Source organism: Arthrobacter sp. B10-11 (assembly GCF_033142195.1).
Taxonomy (GTDB): Bacteria; Actinomycetota; Actinomycetes; order Actinomycetales; family Micrococcaceae; genus Arthrobacter; species Arthrobacter oryzae_C.
In genome coordinates, this window is the sequence record NZ_JAWMTH010000004.1 from 220,865 (window position 1) to 236,754 (window position 15,890).

Annotated in this window: 16 protein-coding genes; 8 read left to right on the forward strand and 8 right to left on the reverse strand. The window is 67.0% G+C overall.

Annotated features, from left to right (window positions below):
• Window positions 1-31 precede the first annotated feature (31 nt).
• On the reverse strand, window positions 32-1,366 hold the full coding sequence (locus RW112_RS14125; protein ID WP_317782385.1) for an FAD-binding oxidoreductase: 1,335 nt from the start codon (window positions 1,364-1,366) through the stop codon (window positions 32-34).
• A gap of 169 nt (window positions 1,367-1,535) precedes the next feature.
• On the opposite strand from RW112_RS14125, the gene RW112_RS14130 reads away from it, so the two are divergent.
• From RW112_RS14130 to RW112_RS14145, 4 genes are read left to right on the forward strand one after another with little or no spacing between them, the layout of a single operon-like run.
• Entirely contained in the window at window positions 1,536-1,946 is a 411-nt protein-coding gene (locus RW112_RS14130; protein ID WP_305942521.1) for a molybdopterin-binding protein, read from the forward strand.
• Window positions 1,943-2,749 (forward strand): molybdate ABC transporter substrate-binding protein, encoded by an 807-nt coding sequence (modA, locus tag RW112_RS14135; protein ID WP_317782386.1) that lies wholly within the window; start codon window positions 1,943-1,945, stop codon window positions 2,747-2,749. The genes RW112_RS14130 and modA overlap by 4 nt, the downstream gene beginning before the upstream one ends.
• A gap of 2 nt (window positions 2,750-2,751) precedes the next feature.
• Window positions 2,752-3,606 carry an ABC transporter permease gene (locus RW112_RS14140; protein WP_317782387.1) on the forward strand — a complete coding sequence of 285 codons (855 nt, stop codon included), beginning with the start codon at window positions 2,752-2,754 and terminating at the stop codon, window positions 3,604-3,606.
• Window positions 3,603-4,661 carry an ABC transporter ATP-binding protein gene (locus RW112_RS14145; protein WP_317782388.1) on the forward strand — a complete coding sequence of 353 codons (1,059 nt, stop codon included), beginning with the start codon at window positions 3,603-3,605 and terminating at the stop codon, window positions 4,659-4,661. Before RW112_RS14140 ends, RW112_RS14145 begins: the two co-directional genes overlap by 4 nt.
• Before the next feature lie 29 nt (window positions 4,662-4,690).
• Here the strand turns inward: RW112_RS14145 and RW112_RS14150 are convergent, their stop codons facing one another.
• Window positions 4,691-5,233 carry a carboxymuconolactone decarboxylase family protein gene (locus RW112_RS14150; protein WP_317782389.1) on the reverse strand — a complete coding sequence of 181 codons (543 nt, stop codon included), beginning with the start codon at window positions 5,231-5,233 and terminating at the stop codon, window positions 4,691-4,693.
• A 338-nt stretch (window positions 5,234-5,571) separates the two neighbouring features.
• Between RW112_RS14150 and RW112_RS14155 the strand changes: the two genes are divergently transcribed.
• Together RW112_RS14155 and clpB are read left to right on the forward strand one after the other, a co-directional pair.
• Window positions 5,572-6,357, forward strand: a complete 786-nt coding sequence (locus RW112_RS14155) for a S1 family peptidase (RefSeq protein ID WP_317782390.1) — start codon at window positions 5,572-5,574, stop codon at window positions 6,355-6,357.
• A gap of 174 nt (window positions 6,358-6,531) precedes the next feature.
• Complete coding sequence (gene clpB, locus RW112_RS14160; protein ID WP_317782391.1) at window positions 6,532-9,201, forward strand: ATP-dependent chaperone ClpB; 2,670 nt, start codon at window positions 6,532-6,534, stop codon at window positions 9,199-9,201.
• A 24-nt stretch (window positions 9,202-9,225) separates the two neighbouring features.
• On the opposite strand, the gene RW112_RS14165 is transcribed toward clpB, so the two are convergent.
• Complete coding sequence (locus RW112_RS14165) at window positions 9,226-9,840, reverse strand: septum formation family protein (protein ID WP_317782392.1); 615 nt, start codon at window positions 9,838-9,840, stop codon at window positions 9,226-9,228.
• Window positions 9,841-10,229: 389 nt separating this feature from the next.
• On the opposite strand from RW112_RS14165, the gene RW112_RS14170 reads away from it, so the two are divergent.
• Entirely contained in the window at window positions 10,230-10,463 is a 234-nt protein-coding gene (locus tag RW112_RS14170; RefSeq protein WP_043484564.1) for a DUF3073 domain-containing protein, read from the forward strand.
• Between the two features lie 319 nt (window positions 10,464-10,782).
• Window positions 10,783-11,574: a VOC family protein gene (locus tag RW112_RS14175; RefSeq protein WP_317782393.1), complete on the forward strand. Its 792-nt coding sequence runs from the start codon at window positions 10,783-10,785 to the stop codon at window positions 11,572-11,574.
• A 70-nt stretch (window positions 11,575-11,644) separates the two neighbouring features.
• Here the strand turns inward: RW112_RS14175 and purM are convergent, their stop codons facing one another.
• The 5 genes from purM to uraD are packed head-to-tail and all read right to left on the reverse strand — an operon-like array spanning window position 11,645 to window position 15,729.
• Complete coding sequence (gene purM / locus RW112_RS14180) at window positions 11,645-12,817, reverse strand: phosphoribosylformylglycinamidine cyclo-ligase (protein ID WP_317782394.1); 1,173 nt, start codon at window positions 12,815-12,817, stop codon at window positions 11,645-11,647.
• On the reverse strand, window positions 12,814-14,463 hold the full coding sequence (purF, locus tag RW112_RS14185) for an amidophosphoribosyltransferase (protein WP_317782395.1): 1,650 nt from the start codon (window positions 14,461-14,463) through the stop codon (window positions 12,814-12,816). Before purF ends, purM begins: the two co-directional genes overlap by 4 nt.
• A 47-nt stretch (window positions 14,464-14,510) precedes the next feature.
• Window positions 14,511-14,861 carry a hypothetical protein gene (locus RW112_RS14190; protein ID WP_317782396.1) on the reverse strand — a complete coding sequence of 117 codons (351 nt, stop codon included), beginning with the start codon at window positions 14,859-14,861 and terminating at the stop codon, window positions 14,511-14,513.
• Window positions 14,862-14,893: 32 nt separating this feature from the next.
• On the reverse strand, window positions 14,894-15,235 hold the full coding sequence (gene uraH / locus RW112_RS14195; RefSeq protein ID WP_028272621.1) for a hydroxyisourate hydrolase: 342 nt from the start codon (window positions 15,233-15,235) through the stop codon (window positions 14,894-14,896).
• Complete coding sequence (uraD, locus tag RW112_RS14200) at window positions 15,232-15,729, reverse strand: 2-oxo-4-hydroxy-4-carboxy-5-ureidoimidazoline decarboxylase (RefSeq protein ID WP_317782397.1); 498 nt, start codon at window positions 15,727-15,729, stop codon at window positions 15,232-15,234. The genes uraH and uraD overlap by 4 nt, the downstream gene beginning before the upstream one ends.
• Window positions 15,730-15,890: the final 161 nt, after the last annotated feature.

A 15,890-nucleotide genomic window follows, 5' to 3' on the forward strand; every position in this document is an offset into this window, starting at 1 on the left:
CGAATGTTGCCGGCGCGGCTTGCCGGCACCCCTACGCCGGGGCAGGCGGGATGTTCTGGTTGCCGCGGAACACGTTGTCCGGATCGTATTCGCGTTTCACTTGCGACAGCCGGATGAAGTTCTCGTTCCCGAACGCTGCCCGCACCCTGGCCTGGCCTTCGTCACCGATGAAGTTCAGCCACACGCCACCGGTGGCGTAGGGCGCGATGTCGTGGCGGAAATGCTTGACCCATGCCTTGGCTTCCTGGCCCTCTGCCGGTGTTTCGCCCAGCCCGAACGGGTGGCTGACCCAGTTAGCGTTGCGGTTCTGCAAGGGTGTCAGTGCTGCGGCCGGTCCGCCCACCGCGCCACCCCAGCGAGCAATCAGCTGCTGGGAGTGCTGGCCCGGCAGGTTGCGGGCAGAGTCGATGACGATGTCCAGGGCGTCGTCGGAAAGTTCGTTGTGATAATCGGCGCTCCAGTAGTTGTACAAGCCTGGCGGATCATCCAGTGAGCACTGGAAGTCGGCGTAGTTCGTATCCTCCACCAGGTCAACCGCCGGACCGAGCGCCCGGTACGGCTTGGCACGGTCCGCGCCGACGCCGGCGTCACCGGCGTAGATGTACACCACACCGACGGCCATCTTGCCCACCATCTCCGGCGGCATGAACGGCTCGGGCGGCGCAGTGAAATAGAGCAGCGTCGCGCATTCCTCGTCGGGGGCCGCGAGGGCGAGCTCCCGGAATCCGCGGCTGATGTCGGTGGCTGCCTCCCCCGGCCAGACCATCAGGCCGGCATGGACTTTTGGACCCAGCTCACGAAGCGCGAAGGTAAAAGACGTGGCCACACCGAAGTTTCCGCCACCGCCGTGCAGTGCCCAGAACAGCTCGGGATTCTCCTGGGCACTGGCCGTCACCTGTTCGCCGTCGGCCGTGACCAGGTCCACCGAAATCAGGTGGTCACAGGCAAAACCGAAGGCCCGCTCCAGCCATCCCGAGCCGCCGCCCAGCGTAAAGCCTGCCAGCCCGGTGGTGGACACCCGTCCGCCGGTCAGGGCCAGGCCGTGCTCCTGCGTGGCACGGTCAAACTCGCCGCACGTGAGCCCGGCGCCGGCAGTGACGGTGCGGTTCTCCGGGTCCACACGGACAGACTTCATGGGCCGGACGTCCACCACCAGGCCGCCGTCGTTCATGGACATTCCGGCCACCGAATGCCCGCCGGCACGGACAGCCACGGCCAGTTCGTTGTCGCGTGCATGCTGCAGGGCCTGGGCGACTTCCGCAGGGGTGCTGCATTGGGCTATGACCGCCGGGTGCCGGTCGATCATTGCATTGAAAAGCTTCCGGGACTCGTCATAATCCGGACTGTCAGGCCTGATCCATTTCATTGCAACGCTCCTCAGCGCCGGCGGCTCCGCCCCCATCGAAAATCGTACTGCCGTGGCGAACGGCAGGCTATGGCCGGCGCTACAGCAACCAAAGGTAGGACGTGCGTATTGCCGATTTTGCGGCTGGAGTGACCTTCCAGATCCGCATATGAGGTATTAGGCTGAAGAAATGCCAACCATTCGGATCGCGGAAGCTGCCAGGTTCCTGGGCGTCAGCGACGATACCGTCCGCCGCTGGACCGAAAACGGCAGCCTCACCCCGGTGAAGGATGACTCCGGGCGCCTGGCCGTGGACGGGTTCGAGCTGGCCACCCTGGCCCGCGAGCAGGCGCAGCTGCCGGAGGACCCCACCCGGGTGGGCAGTTCGGCCCGCAACAGGTTCGTGGGACTGGTCACGGGCATCACGGCGGACAAGGTCATGGCCCAGGTCGAACTGCAGTGCGGGCCGTTCCGCGTGGTGTCACTGATGAGCAGCGAGGCCGTGCGGGATCTCGGCCTGGAGCTGGGCTCCGTGGCAACGGCCGTGGTCAAAGCCACCACGGTGATCATTGAAACTCCGCAGGGAAAGGGCATCGTGTGAGCACCGGGAAACCTCGGATCGCAGCGCTGCTGGCAGCGGCCGTGCTCACCACGGGCCTGACTGCCTGCGCGCCATCGGCGCCGACCGGCCCTGGCGGAGGCGCGTCCTCGGACGCGGCCGGTCAGCTCACCGGAACGGTCACGGTTTTTGCTGCCGCCTCGCTCAAGGCCAGCTTCAGCGCGCTGGCGGACGATTTCGAAGCGAAGAATTCCGGGGCCACGGTGGCGCTCAGCTTCGCCGGCTCCTCGGACCTGGCCACGCAGATCACCCAGGGTGCGCCCGCTGATGTGTTTGCTTCGGCGGACCCCAGGAACATGGCCAAGCTCGCCGACGCCGGGCTCCTCGACGGCGCGGCCACGAACTTTGCCACCAACCACCTGCAGATAGCCGTTCCGCCGTCCAACCCGGCCGCCATCGCTTCCCTCGCGGATCTCGCCCGGCCCGGCGTTAAAGTGGTTGTGTGTGCCGGCCAGGTTCCCTGCGGTGCCGCAACGGACGCCGTGGAAAAGGCGGCGGGTGTGACTCTTGCCCCGGTCAGCGAGGAATCGTCCGTTACCGATGTCCTGGGCAAGGTGGCCTCCGGCGAGGCCGACGCCGGCCTGGTCTACGTCACCGACGTCAAAGGATCAGGCGGCAAGGTGAAGGGAATCCCGTTCCCGGAAGCAGGCGAAGCCGTCAACACCTATCCCATCGCCACCGTTGGCCCGAGCAGGAACAAGGAACTCGCCGCGGCTTTCATCGCCATGGTGACGGGTTCCGAAGGCCGGAAGACGCTCGCAGACGCCGGTTTCGGGGCTCCCTGACCATGGGTCCGACCAAGGGAGGCGGATACCACGGCATTCCGCCCTGGATCTACGCCATCGCAGCCGCGGGCGGACTGTTGGTGCTCCTGCCGCTGGCGGCGATGGCGGCCCGGGTCAACTGGCCGCAGTTCATCCCGCTGGTAACGTCCGAATCCTCCCTGACCGCCCTCGGCCTCAGCCTGCGGACCTCTGCAGCGAGCACCGCCCTCTGTATCGTTTTCGGCGTCCCCCTGGCCCTGGTGCTGGCGCGTGCACGCTTCCCGGGCCAGCGGCTGCTGCGCGCCTTCGTGTTGCTGCCATTGGTCCTGCCCCCGGTGGTGGGCGGCATCGCCCTCCTGTACACCTTCGGGCGCCAGGGCCTCCTCGGCAGGAGCCTTGAGGCTGCCGGGATCCAGATTGCGTTTTCGACGACGGCGGTGGTGCTGGCGCAGACCTTTGTGGCACTGCCGTTCCTGGTGGTGAGCCTGGAAGGCGCACTGCGCACAGCCGGCGGACGGTATGAGGCAATGGCCGCAACCCTCGGAGCCCGTCCCACCACCGTACTGCGGCGCGTCACCGTGCCGCTGGTGCTGCCCGGACTGGCGTCCGGCGCAGTGCTGTCCTTCGCCCGGAGCCTGGGCGAATTCGGTGCAACGCTCACCTTCGCGGGAAGCCTGGAGGGGGTGACCCGGACGCTGCCGCTGGAAATCTACCTGCAGCGGGAAACCGACGCCGACGCCGCCGTCGCGCTTTCCCTCGTGCTGGTGGCGGTGGCCGTGACGGTGGTGGGACTGACCTATCGGCGGCCGGGGGAGCAGGGCCGGCGCAGCGCCCCGGCGGGCAGCACCGGCGCCGCGCGGCCGGAGCGTGCCCGGTGACCTTCCACATGCAGGCAACCGTGCGTGCCCGCGGATTCGACGCCGGGCTGAGCCTCGCAGCAGGCGAAACCGTGGCGGTGCTCGGCCCGAACGGGGCCGGAAAATCGACCCTCCTCAACGTGCTTGCAGGACTTCTGCGGCCTGATTCCGGCCGGGCCGAAATCGACGGAAAAGTGCTGTTCGACCTCGACGGCGGTGCCGCCATCTGGACTGCCCCGCACCGCCGCGGCACAGCCCTCCTTGCGCAGGAGCCGCTGCTGTTCCCTCACCTGAGCGCACTGGAAAATGTCGCCTTCGGGCCGCGCAGCGCCGGGATCGCGCGGAAATCTGCCCTGGAGTCGGCCCGGACCTGGCTGGCCGCGGTGGATGCCGGGGACCTCGAAGCCCGGCGGCCTGCTGAACTCTCCGGCGGCCAGGCCCAGCGGGTGGCGGTGGCCCGGGCGCTGGCGGCCAACCCCGAGGTGCTGCTGCTGGACGAACCCATGGCGGCCCTGGACATCCACGCCGCCCCGCTGCTCCGCAGGCTCCTCAAGAAGGTCCTGGCCGGTCGCCGCGCCATCATCATCACCCACGACGTCCTTGATGCGCTGATGCTGGCCGACCGGGTCATCGTCCTCGAAGACGGCAGGATCACCGAGGAAGGGCCCACCCGGCAGGTCCTGGAACGGCCGCGGAGCCGGTTTGCCGCCGGGCTGGCCGGCCTCAATCTCCTTCCTGGAACGCTCACGTCCACCGGGATTCGGACCGAAGAAGGCCGGGACGTGGCGGGGCACCAGGACGAGGAAGCCTTCGCGGCAGGTTCCGGGCAACCCGGGGTGGCGGCCTTCCCGCCGTCGGCCGTCTCTGTGTTCCTCACGGAAGCGCACGGCAGTCCGCGGAACTCCTTCCCCGTGATGGTGACGGACCTTGAGCAGCACGGTGACCAGATCCGGGTCCGGGCAGGCGGGATGTCCGCCGACATCACCCCGGCAGCGTCGGCGGACCTTGGACTCGCCCCCGGCATGACCGTCTACTTCGTGATCAAAGCGGCCGCAGTGGCCGTCTATCCGGCCTAGCAAACTCCCTCAAGCTGCCGCGGACGGCACTACTCCTGCGCTGCCTGCTCCTGTACCCCCCGCTCCTGCGGCGCAGCCTGTTCCTTGGCCTCACGCCGGACCGGGTGCTGGCTGGTGATGGACACGCGGTTGAACGCGTTCATGGTGATGACCAGCCAGCTCACGGCCGAGTATTCGGCCGTACTCAAGAACTGCCGGGCGTAGGCATCCTCCCGTTCACGGGTGTGGGCGTCGGGCAGCGTGGTGATGGACTCAGCCAGAGCCAGTGCCGCGCGCTCCTTTTCGGTGAACAGGGCGGTGTCCCGCCAGGCGGACAGCACGGCCAGCCGCTGCGTGGTTTCGCCCTTCTTGAGGGCGTCGGCAACGTGCATGTTGAGGCAGTACGCGCACCCGTTGATCTGCGAGATCCGGACGTTGAGCAGTTCGGTCAGCGATCTGCTGATGCCGGCTTCATCGGCGGCTTCCCTGGCCTTCAGGCCGAGGCCGTTCAGCGCGCGCCAGACGGCCGGGCTCTCCTTGTCGATGAAGATATGCTGCGTAGTCGGCTTTCCGGCTTCCTGGGTCTGGTCCATGGCTCCCAGAATACCCATCGACGCATGACTGGTTTTGTCATATTCGTGACACGATCACAAAAGCGCTGTAGGGTTTTCACCGGACCGCCTGCCTGCCTCACGGCGGGCGGCGGTCCACCAAAAGAAGTCTCTGCATGGAGGCTGCGCAAGTGCGATGCGCAGGCTACCCGCGCCAGCCGGAGGGCGGTTCCTTGGGGGAACCGCCCTCCTGCGCGTCCGGACGCACTTGCCCGGCGCCCCGGCGCCCCGGAGCCCGGCACCCGGAGCCCCGACGCCCGGGGCCGCGCGCCTGCTGCCGGGGGCTAACGTTTCCGGAGCCGGAGTCCTACCATGTGAAAATGCGAAGTCGCCTGAAGGGCAGGGGTCGCCGCGCGTGGCGGGTGATTGCCGTCGCCGTGCTTCTCGTTTCGATGCTCTTCGCGCCATCTATACCGGGGTTCGCGGCCGATCCGGCAGGCCCGGGGCCGGTGGAAACGGACATCGCCGGAGGCGAGGCGGCAGCCGCTTCTGAGGCACCCTTTGCAGTCCAGATCGCCTACGACTCCGCCGGCATCAGCGTGCGGTGCACCGGCAGTCAGATTTCGGCGGCGTGGGTGGTCACGGCCAGGCATTGCGACTCCGCGAGCCTTCGGTCCGTCCGGCTCGGCACCCCCCACCTGGGCGCCGGTGGAACGGTGCGGTCGGTCGCTGCCCGGTACGCATCGCCGGACGGCGACGTGCTGCTGCTCAAACTCTCCGTCCCGCATGCCGGATCGTATGCGGGCCTGTCCCGGACCATCCCGTCGCCCGGCACTGCCGCCCGCGTGTTCGGCTGGGGTGACCAGTCCGAGGGGTCCGGGGCCATGTCGTCCAGGGTCAAGGCTGCCAGCGTGGCCGTGTGGGGGCCGGGCTCGGATGCGTTCGGCGGACCCTCCGTGCGGACGCAGTCCCGGACGGGGCACCCGCTGTCCGGAGACTCCGGCGGGCCCCTCATCGTGGGCGGGAAGCTGGTTGGCGTGCTGTCGACGTCGAGCGTCCTGCCGGGCGGCAGTCCGCCCAGCTTCACCGGCTTCTACAACGACCACGCCGCGATTTCCCACCACCTGAAGTGGATCGCCGACGTCGCCGGCGTCAGGGCGTCCTGACCGGCGATCTGTTAGGCAGTGCCGCCCCGGTGGCGGGCACTGCCGCACCGGGGGCCTATCGCCCCTAGACAGCCATTTCGCCGTGGGCAAACATGGACCTTAATGCTGATCCCGCAAAGTTGAGTCATGTACACTCAACTTTAAGAGTTGATCTATCCCCGAAAGGAGCTCTCTTTGGACGCCAAGTTCACCACCAAGAGCCAGGAGGCTCTTTCGGCGGCAGCCATGAACGCCTCCACCGCAGGCAATCCCCAGGTGGAGCCTGCCCATTTGCTCAAGGCGCTCATGGACCAGCGCGAGGGTGTCGCCGTCGCGCTCCTCCGCGCCACCGGAGCCGATCCGGACGCCGTCAGCGTCCAGGCAAGCACCGCCATCAAGGCGCTCCCGGCGACGTCCGGCACCTCTGTGCAGCAGGCGCAGCTGTCCCGGGCTGCCCTCCAAACCATCAAAAACGCCCAGAATGAGGCGGACAAGATGGGGGACACGTATGTCTCCACCGAGCATCTGCTGCTGGGAATCTCGGCCGGCAGTGATGCCGTCGGCAAGCTGATGCGCGACGCCGGAGCCTCCCATGAGGCCCTGCTCGCCGCCCTGCCGGGTGTCCGCGGCGACCGCAAAGTCACCAACGCCGACCCTGAGAACACTTTCCAGGCCTTGGAGAAGTTCGGCACTGACCTCACTGCCATTGCCCGGTCCGGCAAGCTGGACCCCGTGATCGGCCGCGACGCCGAGATCCGCCGGATCATCCAGGTGCTGAGCCGCCGTACCAAGAACAACCCGGTGATCATCGGCGAGCCCGGCGTCGGCAAGACCGCCGTCGTCGAAGGACTGGCCCAGCGGATCGTCGCCAATGACGTGCCGGAAAGCCTGCGCGGCAAAACCCTGATTGCCTTGGACCTTGCTTCGATGGTGGCCGGGGCCAAGTACCGCGGAGAGTTCGAGGAGCGGCTGAAGGCCGTGCTGGAGGAGATCAAGAGCTCCGAGGGGCAGATTGTGACCTTCATCGACGAACTCCACACCGTGGTGGGCGCAGGCGCCTCCGGGGACAGCTCCATGGACGCCGGCAACATGCTCAAGCCCATGCTGGCCCGCGGTGAACTGCGCCTGATCGGCGCCACCACCCTGGACGAGTACCGGGAGAACATCGAAAAGGACCCTGCCCTGGAACGCCGCTTCCAGCAGGTCTTCGTGGGCGAGCCCAGCGTGGACGACACCATCGGCATCCTCCGCGGCCTGAAGGAACGCTACGAGGCCCACCACAAGGTCTCCATCGCCGACTCCGCCCTGGTGGCTGCAGCGACTCTGTCCAACCGCTACATCTCCGGCCGCCAGCTGCCGGACAAGGCGATCGACCTGGTGGATGAGGCCGCGTCCCGGCTTCGCATGGAGATCGATTCCGCACCGGAGGAAATCGACCAGCTGCGGCGGCAGGTGGACCGGCTGACCATGGAGGAACTGGCCCTCGCCAATGAGAAGGACGCTGCCTCCGTGGAGCGGCTCGCGGCGCTGCGGGCGGACATGGCGGACAAGAAGGAAGCATTGTCGGCACTGAACGCGCGCTGGGAAGCTGAGAAGGCCGGCCTCAACCACGTCGGTGACCTCAAGGCGCGGATCGACGAGCTGCGCTCGGCCGCGGAGAAGCACCAGCGCGAAGGAGACCTCGCGGCGGCATCCCGCATCCTGTACGGCGAACTTCCCGCACTGGAGCGCGAGCTGTCCGCTGCAGCCGAGGCTGAGGCAGCCCGGGTAGCAGGCGGGGGCGCCAAGCAGGAACTCATGGTGGCGGACGAGGTCACGGCCGGTGACATTGCCGAGGTGATTTCCGCCTGGACGGGCATCCCGGCCGGTCGCATGCTGCAGGGCGAGAGCCAGAAGCTGCTGCACATGGAGGAGGAGCTCGGCAGGCGCCTGATCGGCCAGAAGAAGGCCGTCACCGCCGTGTCCGACGCCGTGCGCCGTGCACGTGCGGGCATCAGTGACCCGAACAGGCCCACGGGCTCCTTCCTGTTCCTGGGCCCCACCGGCGTGGGCAAGACCGAGCTGGCGAAGGCCCTGGCGGACTTCCTGTTCGACGACGAGCGGGCCATGGTGCGGATCGACATGTCCGAGTACGGCGAGAAGCACTCCGTGGCCAGGCTGGTCGGCGCACCTCCGGGCTACGTGGGCTACGAGGAAGGCGGCCAGCTGACTGAAGCCGTCCGCCGTCGTCCGTACTCCGTGGTGCTGCTGGACGAAGTGGAAAAAGCCCATCCCGAGGTGTTCGACATCCTGCTCCAGGTGCTTGACGACGGCAGGCTCACCGACGGCCAGGGGCGCACGGTGGACTTCCGCAACGTGATCCTGGTGCTGACCTCCAACCTGGGCAGCCAGTTCCTGGTGGACCAGACCCTGGATGACAACGCCAAGCGCAGCGCCGTGATGGCCACGGTGCACGCGTCCTTCAAACCGGAGTTCCTGAACCGGCTGGATGAAGTGGTGCTGTTCGATGCCCTGAACGTTGAGGAGCTGGCCCGGATCGTGGAACTGCAGGTCTCGGAGCTGGGCAAGAGGCTGCACGATCGCCGCCTTGACCTCGAAGTCACTGAGGGAGCCCGTGCCTGGCTGGCCATGACGGGCTTCGATCCCGCCTACGGTGCCCGTCCGCTGCGCCGGCTGGTGCAGCGCGAAATCGGCGACCGGCTGGCCAAGGCCATCCTGGCCGGGGACATCGCAGACGGCGACACCGTGCTGGTGGACACTGCGGCCGACGTCGAGGAACTCACCATTGCCAGCCTGGGCGGGCAGGAAGGGCCCGACGGCGGCGCCCTCGCGGGAAGCGGCCTGTCCGTGCGGCGCAAGGGCTAGGGCGGCGCAAGGGCTAGTACGTCGCTAGGGGATTAGGGATTCCATGATGATGTTTCCCTTGTCCGCAGTGACGTAGCAGTCCACCCGCCGGTCGCCCTGCGCCCAGCTGGTGTCGCTCGGGTAAGCGTTGCGCTGCATGAGGACGTAGTTGGCCACGGCGTCGGTCAATCCGGCGCCCTGGCAGATCTCACGGCCCTTCTGGCGCAGCGCGGCAATGCCCGGGTAGGAATCCGACTCCGGGTACCGGTGCACGGCAACCAGTTGCGCGGAGTGGCCGCTGGTGCAGGCCACCACGCGCGACTCCGTAGCTTCGGGGTCGAAGTTTTCGAAGCAGTCGCCCAGCTGATAGTCCAGGGCGCCCACACCATCCATGGGCAGCTGGCTGCGGGTTGCCTGCGGGGACGGGGACACCGGCGCGGTCCCGGCCGACGTCGGGGCCGGCGGTTGTTTGGCGGCCTGTTCGTTGCCGCTCGCGATCAGCGTGGCCAGCCACCAGATGACCAGGCCCAGCAGCACCAGTCCGCCCGCGACGAAGGCAATCTTGGATAATGTCTGCTTGCGCTCGTCCGGGTCGGGAGTGGCCCGGCCAGTCACTGTGGCCGGAGCCGGCTTCTCTGCAGCCGCCGGTTTCTCCGACACAGCCGACGGTTTTTCCGCCGCAGCGGGCGGCTGGACAGGGAGGCTGCTGGTGGGTGGCCGGGCGGGCGGAGGCGGCACGACCGGCGGGCTTCCGGGGCCCGGGGATGCCTTCTGCTCCCCGGAGCGGGTGCCCGTTGCGTTCTGGTCTTTCACGTGAGGATTTACCCTTCCCGGCGTCGTCTTCCCCGACTCTACCGAAGAAAAACTTCCGACCGGAGAAGGCCGGGACCTGCGCAAACGTGCCCGCTGCCCTCCGGAGGCCCGATCCGGGGCGCAGTTACCGCTGAAAGCATGTAATCTAGGTGTACGACAAATTGACCAAACATTCCGGGGCCTCACTAACGCCAATGGTGACCACCTCCGGTCCGAGTACAAAAGGGGGTCACGCCATGGGGCGCGGCCGTCAAAAGGCAAAAGCTACCAAGCAGGCTCGGGATATTAAGTACTATTCCCCGAACACTGACTACACTGCGCTTCAGCGTGAGCTGAAGAGCGCTGAGGGTCGTGCACCGAGCCGTTTCTCGAGTGAGCCGGTTGAACCGGATTATTCGGCTTATGTGGATAAGTACGCGGATGATTTGGAAGAAGACGACGACGAGGTTGACACCCGTCGAATCGGATAGTTGTCGCCCGCTGAGCATGCCGTAAGGCACTCAGTGGCGTGCCGCCGTCGTACCTTTCACCACAGTGATCCGTACGATCATTCGGCTCTTCTTTTCCAGCACCCCGGGTGCTGACCATAGATATCAGGCCCGTCAGGGCGCGCCGGTTTCCGGCGCGCCCTGACGGGCCTTTTTGGCTTAAGTCCGACGCCCGGTTGGATGGGCCCTTTGTTGTCAGCGTCTGAGCCCCGTACTAGGTTGATCGTGGCGGATCCGAACTCCAGCGGTCGAAAGGGAAAATTTCCATGCCAGCAATCGAGACCCTCAAGCAGGACGCACCATGACCGGGCGCACCACTTTCGACGCCGGCGAGATCTGCTGGGTGGACCTGCAGGCCCGGGATGTGGAGGCGGCCAAGTCCTTTTATGCTGCCGTGTTCGGGTGGCGGTACGAAGACCTGCCCACGCCGGACGGGCGGAGCTATTCGAAGGCCTTCCTGGACGACGACCTCGTCACTGTCATTGCGCCCCAGAATCCCCTCCAGGAAGCGTCCGGGACTGCAGCGCAGTGGAACATCTACTTCGCCGCCGCCGATGCCAAGGCCATCGCCGAGGAAACCCCGCACGCCGGCGGCACCGTGGAGTTCGGCCCCGAGGAAGTGGCGGACACCGGGGTCATGGTGTTCGTGGCACCGCCAGGGGGCGGCACCACCGGGGTGTGGCAGCCCGGAACCCATACCGGCACGGCAAGGTACAACGAGCCCGGGGCGTTCGCCTGGGCGGAACTTTTGACCCCCGAGCCGCAGGCCGCCGTCGGGTTCTTCCAGCAGTTGTTCGGGCACGAGGTCACGGAATACCCGCAGGACGACGGCGGAACGTACACCGCACTGATGGTGAACGGAGCCGAACTGGCCGGGATCGCCGCAGCTCCGGAAACGGGGCCGGAGGACCAGCGCAACCTCGAGGCAGGCTGGCAGGTGTATTTCGGCGTCGCCAGCGTCGCTGAGGCAGTGGCGGCGGCCGAGGCGGCGGGTGCTGCCGTGCTGGTCGAACCGCACGATATCGAAGAGGCCGGCACGATCGCCACGCTCAGGGACCCGCAGGGCGGGGTATTCAGCCTCCTGGCGGTTTAACAAAACGAGTGCTCCGCAACCGCCGTTTTGAACTCTCTAAACGGCGGTTGCGGAGCACTCGATGACTTACTTAGGCGTAGGCGTTCACCAGTCGGACTGCGCCGCCGTCAACACCCTTGGCACCCTGGACGTAGTCCGGGCCGGTCTTCACGATCGAGTCCGAGTTCTCCTCGACGGTGCCCATGATCCAGGACGGCAGGCCGCGGTCGTTGAGGCGGTTCACGGCGGCATCGGCGGCCTCCGGGGAGACGATGGCCACCATGCCCACGCCCAGGTTCAGCGTGCGCTCGAGGTCGGCAAGCGGGACGTTGCCCAGTTCGGAGACCAGCTTGAAGATGGCGGGCAGTTCCCAGGTGGCGCGGTCCACCGTGGCGACAAGGCCCTGGGGGAGGACCCGGGCCAGGTTGGCGGCGAGGCCGCCGCCCGTGACGTGGCTGAAGCCGTGGACCTGTCCGCCGGCAACCGCAGCGCCGTTCACCGGGAAGGTGCGGGCCAGGTCCAGGCAGTCGGCGGCGTAGACGCGGGTGGGTTCGAGCAGTTCCTCGCCCAGCGTGCGTCCGAGTTCGGAAACCTGGCGGTCAAGGGCCCAGCCCGCGTGGTTGATGACGCGGCGGACCAGCGAGTAGCCGTTGGAGTGCAGGCCGGACGAAGCCATGCCAATGACAACGTCGCCGGCCCGGACACGGTCCGGACCCAGCAGGGCGTCGGCCTCGACAACACCGGTGGCTGCACCGGCGACGTCGTATTCGTGCTCGCCCAGCAGGCCGGGGTGCTCAGCGGTTTCGCCGCCCACTAGGGCGGTGCCGGCCACGGAGCAGGCTGCTGCGATGCCGCGGACGATGTCCGCGATGCGCTCGGGAACAACCTTGCCGCAGGCGATGTAGTCGGTCATGAAGAGCGGCTCGGCGCCCACCACCACGATGTCGTCCACCACCATGCCCACGAGGTCGAAACCGATGGTGTCGTGAATGTCCATGGCCTGGGCGATGGCCACCTTGGTGCCCACACCGTCCGTGGACGTTGCCAGCAGCGGGCGTTTGTAGGTGAGGAGCCTCGAAACGTCGTAAAGGCCCGCAAAGCCGCCCACTCCGCCGATCACCGAGGAATTGTGCGTGGCCTTGACGGCGTCCTTCATCAGTTCAACGGCGCGGTCTCCTGCTTCGACGTCAACGCCGGCGGAGGCGTACGTGATGCCCCGGGCTGTTTCTGGGGAGTTACCGGCGGAGGAAGATGCGGAAGTCATACGGGCTCTTTCTTGTCAGCGGTCAGCTTGTCGGCGTCGGTCAGCAGGTTCTCGAACTCGGCGTCCGGTCCAGGATCGCAGCCCGTGGCGCCGGGCTTTTCGGCAGGGTCCTCATCGGTGTCAACAGCAACGGCCGAACCAGCGGTTCCGGCAGAGGTTCCTGCCGCGGGCAGGCCGCCCAGGTCCGTGCGCTCCAGCAGGTTCTTGCCCAGCTTGTCCGAGCCCGGAAGCTCGATGGGGTACTTGCCGGTGAAGCAGGCGGTGCACAGGCGTTCGCGCGGCTGCTGGGTGGCTCCGATCATGCCGTCTTCGGAGATGTAGGCCAGCGAATCGGCGCCGATGGCCTGCGAGATTTCCTCGATGGTGGCGCCGTTGGCGATCAGCTCCGCACGGGAAGCGAAGTCGATGCCGTAGAAGCACGGCCACTGCACGGGCGGGGACGAGATCTTGACGTGCACCGCGGCGGCACCGGCTTCCCGGAGCATCCGGACGATGGCGCGCTGGGTGTTGCCGCGGACGATCGAGTCGTCCACCACCACAACGCGCTTGCCGCGGATCACGGATTCGAGGGCGTTGAGCTTGAGCCGGATGCCCAGCTGGCGCAGGGTCTGCGACGGCTGGATGAACGTGCGGCCCACGTAGGAGTTCTTGACGAAGCCGTGCGCGAACGGGATGCCGGATTCCTCGGCGTAACCCACGGCTGCGGGGGTTCCGGACTCGGGCACCGGGATGACGATGTCCGCTTCCTGGGTGTTTTCCCGGGCAAGCTGGCGGCCCATTTCCACGCGGGACTCGTAGACGGAGCGCCCTGCGATGGAGGCGTCCGGACGCGCGAGGTAGACGTATTCGAAAACGCAACCTGCCGGCGTCGGCTCCGCAAAACGCTGGGACCGCACGCCTTCTTCGTCGATGGCGATGAATTCGCCGGGTTCGATTTCGCGGATGAAGCTGGCGCCCACGGTGGCCAGGGCCGACTGCTCGGAGGCGACCACCCAGCCGCGCTCCAGCCGGCCGAGGACCAGCGGGCGGATGCCGTAGGTGTCGCGTGCAGCGTACAGGGTTCCTTCGTCCATGAAGACGAAGCAGAAGCCGCCCTTGATCTTGGGCAGCAGCTCGATGGCGGTCTGTTCGAGGGACTTGCCCTCTTCGCCCTCCAGCAGTGCCGTGACCAGGGCGGTGTCCGAGGTGTTGCCCTGCTTCATTTCGCCGCTGAGCTGGCCGCCGTTGCGATCGATGATCATGGCGTTGAGCTCGGCAGTGTTGGTGAGGTTGCCGTTGTGGGCCAGTGCCACGGTGCCCGTGGCGGTGGCGCCAAGCGTGGGCTGGGCGTTGGCCCAGTGACTGGCGCCGGTAGTGGAATAGCGGCAGTGGCCGACGGCCAGGTGCCCGGTCAGGGTGTTCAGCGTGGTCTCGTCGAAGACCTGGGACACGAGGCCCATGTCCTTGTAGACGTTGATCCGCTTGCCGTCGCTGGTTGCTATGCCAGCCGACTCCTGACCGCGGTGCTGCAATGCATACAGCCCGTAATAGGTGAGTTTTGCTACTTCTTCACCTGGTGCCCAGACCCCGAAGACGCCGCAAGCGTCCTGGGGGCCCTTTTCGCCAGGGAGAAGATCATGAGAAAGTTTTCCATCGCCGCGTGCCACTGGTCGATTATCTCACGTGATGGGGTAGGACTTTTCCGGCCGCCCGTTTATGACTGACGGCCGGTCCCGGTCCCGCTGTCGTCATCGTCGACCGGATCGGTGCCTGGCGCATCCTCCGGCACGGCTTCGACGACGGCGTGTTCAGCCCGGCGGACACTGAGCCGGTCCAGCAGTAGTGCCACGATAGCGCCCAGGATCACGCCGCCGGCGCCGAAAAGGACCATGAAGAAGCCAAAAACGGAGTTGGGATCGTAACTCGGGTCCCCGGGCAGGGCAAAGGCAATGACCGCCGCCACGATGATGCCCACGAGCCCTCCAAGTATGAGGAAGGGCACGTATTTGGGTGCGCGGCGCACGGTGATTTCGCGCCGTTCAACGGGGGTGTCTTCAGAAGCCATGCCATCTAGCCTACTGCCCGGGGTTGGGTGGATCAGCTGCCGCGGTACGTCGAGTAGGCAAAGGGGCTCAGCAGCAGCGGCACGTGGTAGTGCTCGCCGGCGTCGGACACGGTGAACACCAGGTCCACCTCCGGGAAGAAGGTGGCCGTGCCCAGTCCCTCGTAGTACGCGCCCGTGGCAAAGTTCAGCCGGTATGTTCCGGCCGGGAGGAGCTCCGGACCCAGGTCCTTCGCCCTGCCGTCCGCATCGGTGGTGCCCGAAGCGACGAGGTTCCAGCCGCCGCCGTCGCGCGCGTAAAGCACGACGGCGACGCCGGCAGCCGGGCGTCCGGCCCCGGTGTCCAGGATGTGGGTGGTTACCTGTGAAACGGTCATTCGCTGATCACTCCTTCGAGCCGGAGCAGGGCGATTTCGCGCAGCTGCTGGGCCACTATGGCATCTTCTTCGCCGGCTGTGTGGTTGAGGCGCTCGTGCAGCGCCGCCAGGATTTCCGGTGCGGTCCGCCCGGCTGCGCGGATCAGGAACACCCTGCCGAACTTTTCCTCGTAGGCCCGGTTCCCCTCGGCCAGGGCCGTAGTGATGTCCCGGTCCGCGGGATCCACGCCGGCCTGTTCGGAGCGGGACATGGACGCCTCGGCGGTGGAGGCGGTGGGCCGTTCCCCGATCCGCGGGTGGTGGGCCATGGCCGACTCCACCTCGTCCGGAGTGAACGGGGCGGCGGCGTTGCGGGCGAAGTCCAGCAGCGCCTCGCTGCTGGCAAACGGGCGGGCATCCGCGATCTGGTCCACCCAGCGCTGGACGTCGATGCAGGGGCGAAGTGCCGCGGTGACTTCCGCGCGGTCCGCCCCGTTGAATACGGCAAGCTGCATGCTTGTTCATCCCTCGTGCAAAATGCTGGCATCCATGGCGTCGGCTATGCGGAAAAGGGAAATGCCCCGCTGCAATGGGGTGCGGATCATTCCTGGCCCGCATTCCGATTGCATTCCACATCATGGAACTGTTATTTCAGCATGCGTAATAGTCAACCTGA

Bases quoted from the DNA above. Each gene is read 5' to 3' on its own strand.
- RW112_RS14125 (WP_317782385.1), bottom strand. From the start codon at position 1,366: ATGAAATGGATCAGGCCTGACAGTCCGGATTATGACGAGTCCCGGAAG.
- RW112_RS14170 (WP_043484564.1), top strand. From the start codon at position 10,230: ATGGGGCGCGGCCGTCAAAAGGCAAAAGCTACCAAGCAGGCTCGGGAT.
- RW112_RS14175 (WP_317782393.1), top strand. From the start codon at position 10,783: ATGACCGGGCGCACCACTTTCGACGCCGGCGAGATCTGCTGGGTGGAC.
- RW112_RS14150 (WP_317782389.1), bottom strand. From the start codon at position 5,233: ATGGACCAGACCCAGGAAGCCGGAAAGCCGACTACGCAGCATATCTTC.
- purM (WP_317782394.1), bottom strand. From the start codon at position 12,817: ATGACTTCCGCATCTTCCTCCGCCGGTAACTCCCCAGAAACAGCCCGG.
- uraH (WP_028272621.1), bottom strand. From the start codon at position 15,235: ATGACCGTTTCACAGGTAACCACCCACATCCTGGACACCGGGGCCGGA.
- RW112_RS14190 (WP_317782396.1), bottom strand. From the start codon at position 14,861: ATGGCTTCTGAAGACACCCCCGTTGAACGGCGCGAAATCACCGTGCGC.
- RW112_RS14130 (WP_305942521.1), top strand. From the start codon at position 1,536: ATGCCAACCATTCGGATCGCGGAAGCTGCCAGGTTCCTGGGCGTCAGC.
- uraD (WP_317782397.1), bottom strand. From the start codon at position 15,729: ATGCAGCTTGCCGTATTCAACGGGGCGGACCGCGCGGAAGTCACCGCG.
- RW112_RS14140 (WP_317782387.1), top strand. From the start codon at position 2,752: ATGGGTCCGACCAAGGGAGGCGGATACCACGGCATTCCGCCCTGGATC.
- RW112_RS14155 (WP_317782390.1), top strand. From the start codon at position 5,572: ATGCGAAGTCGCCTGAAGGGCAGGGGTCGCCGCGCGTGGCGGGTGATT.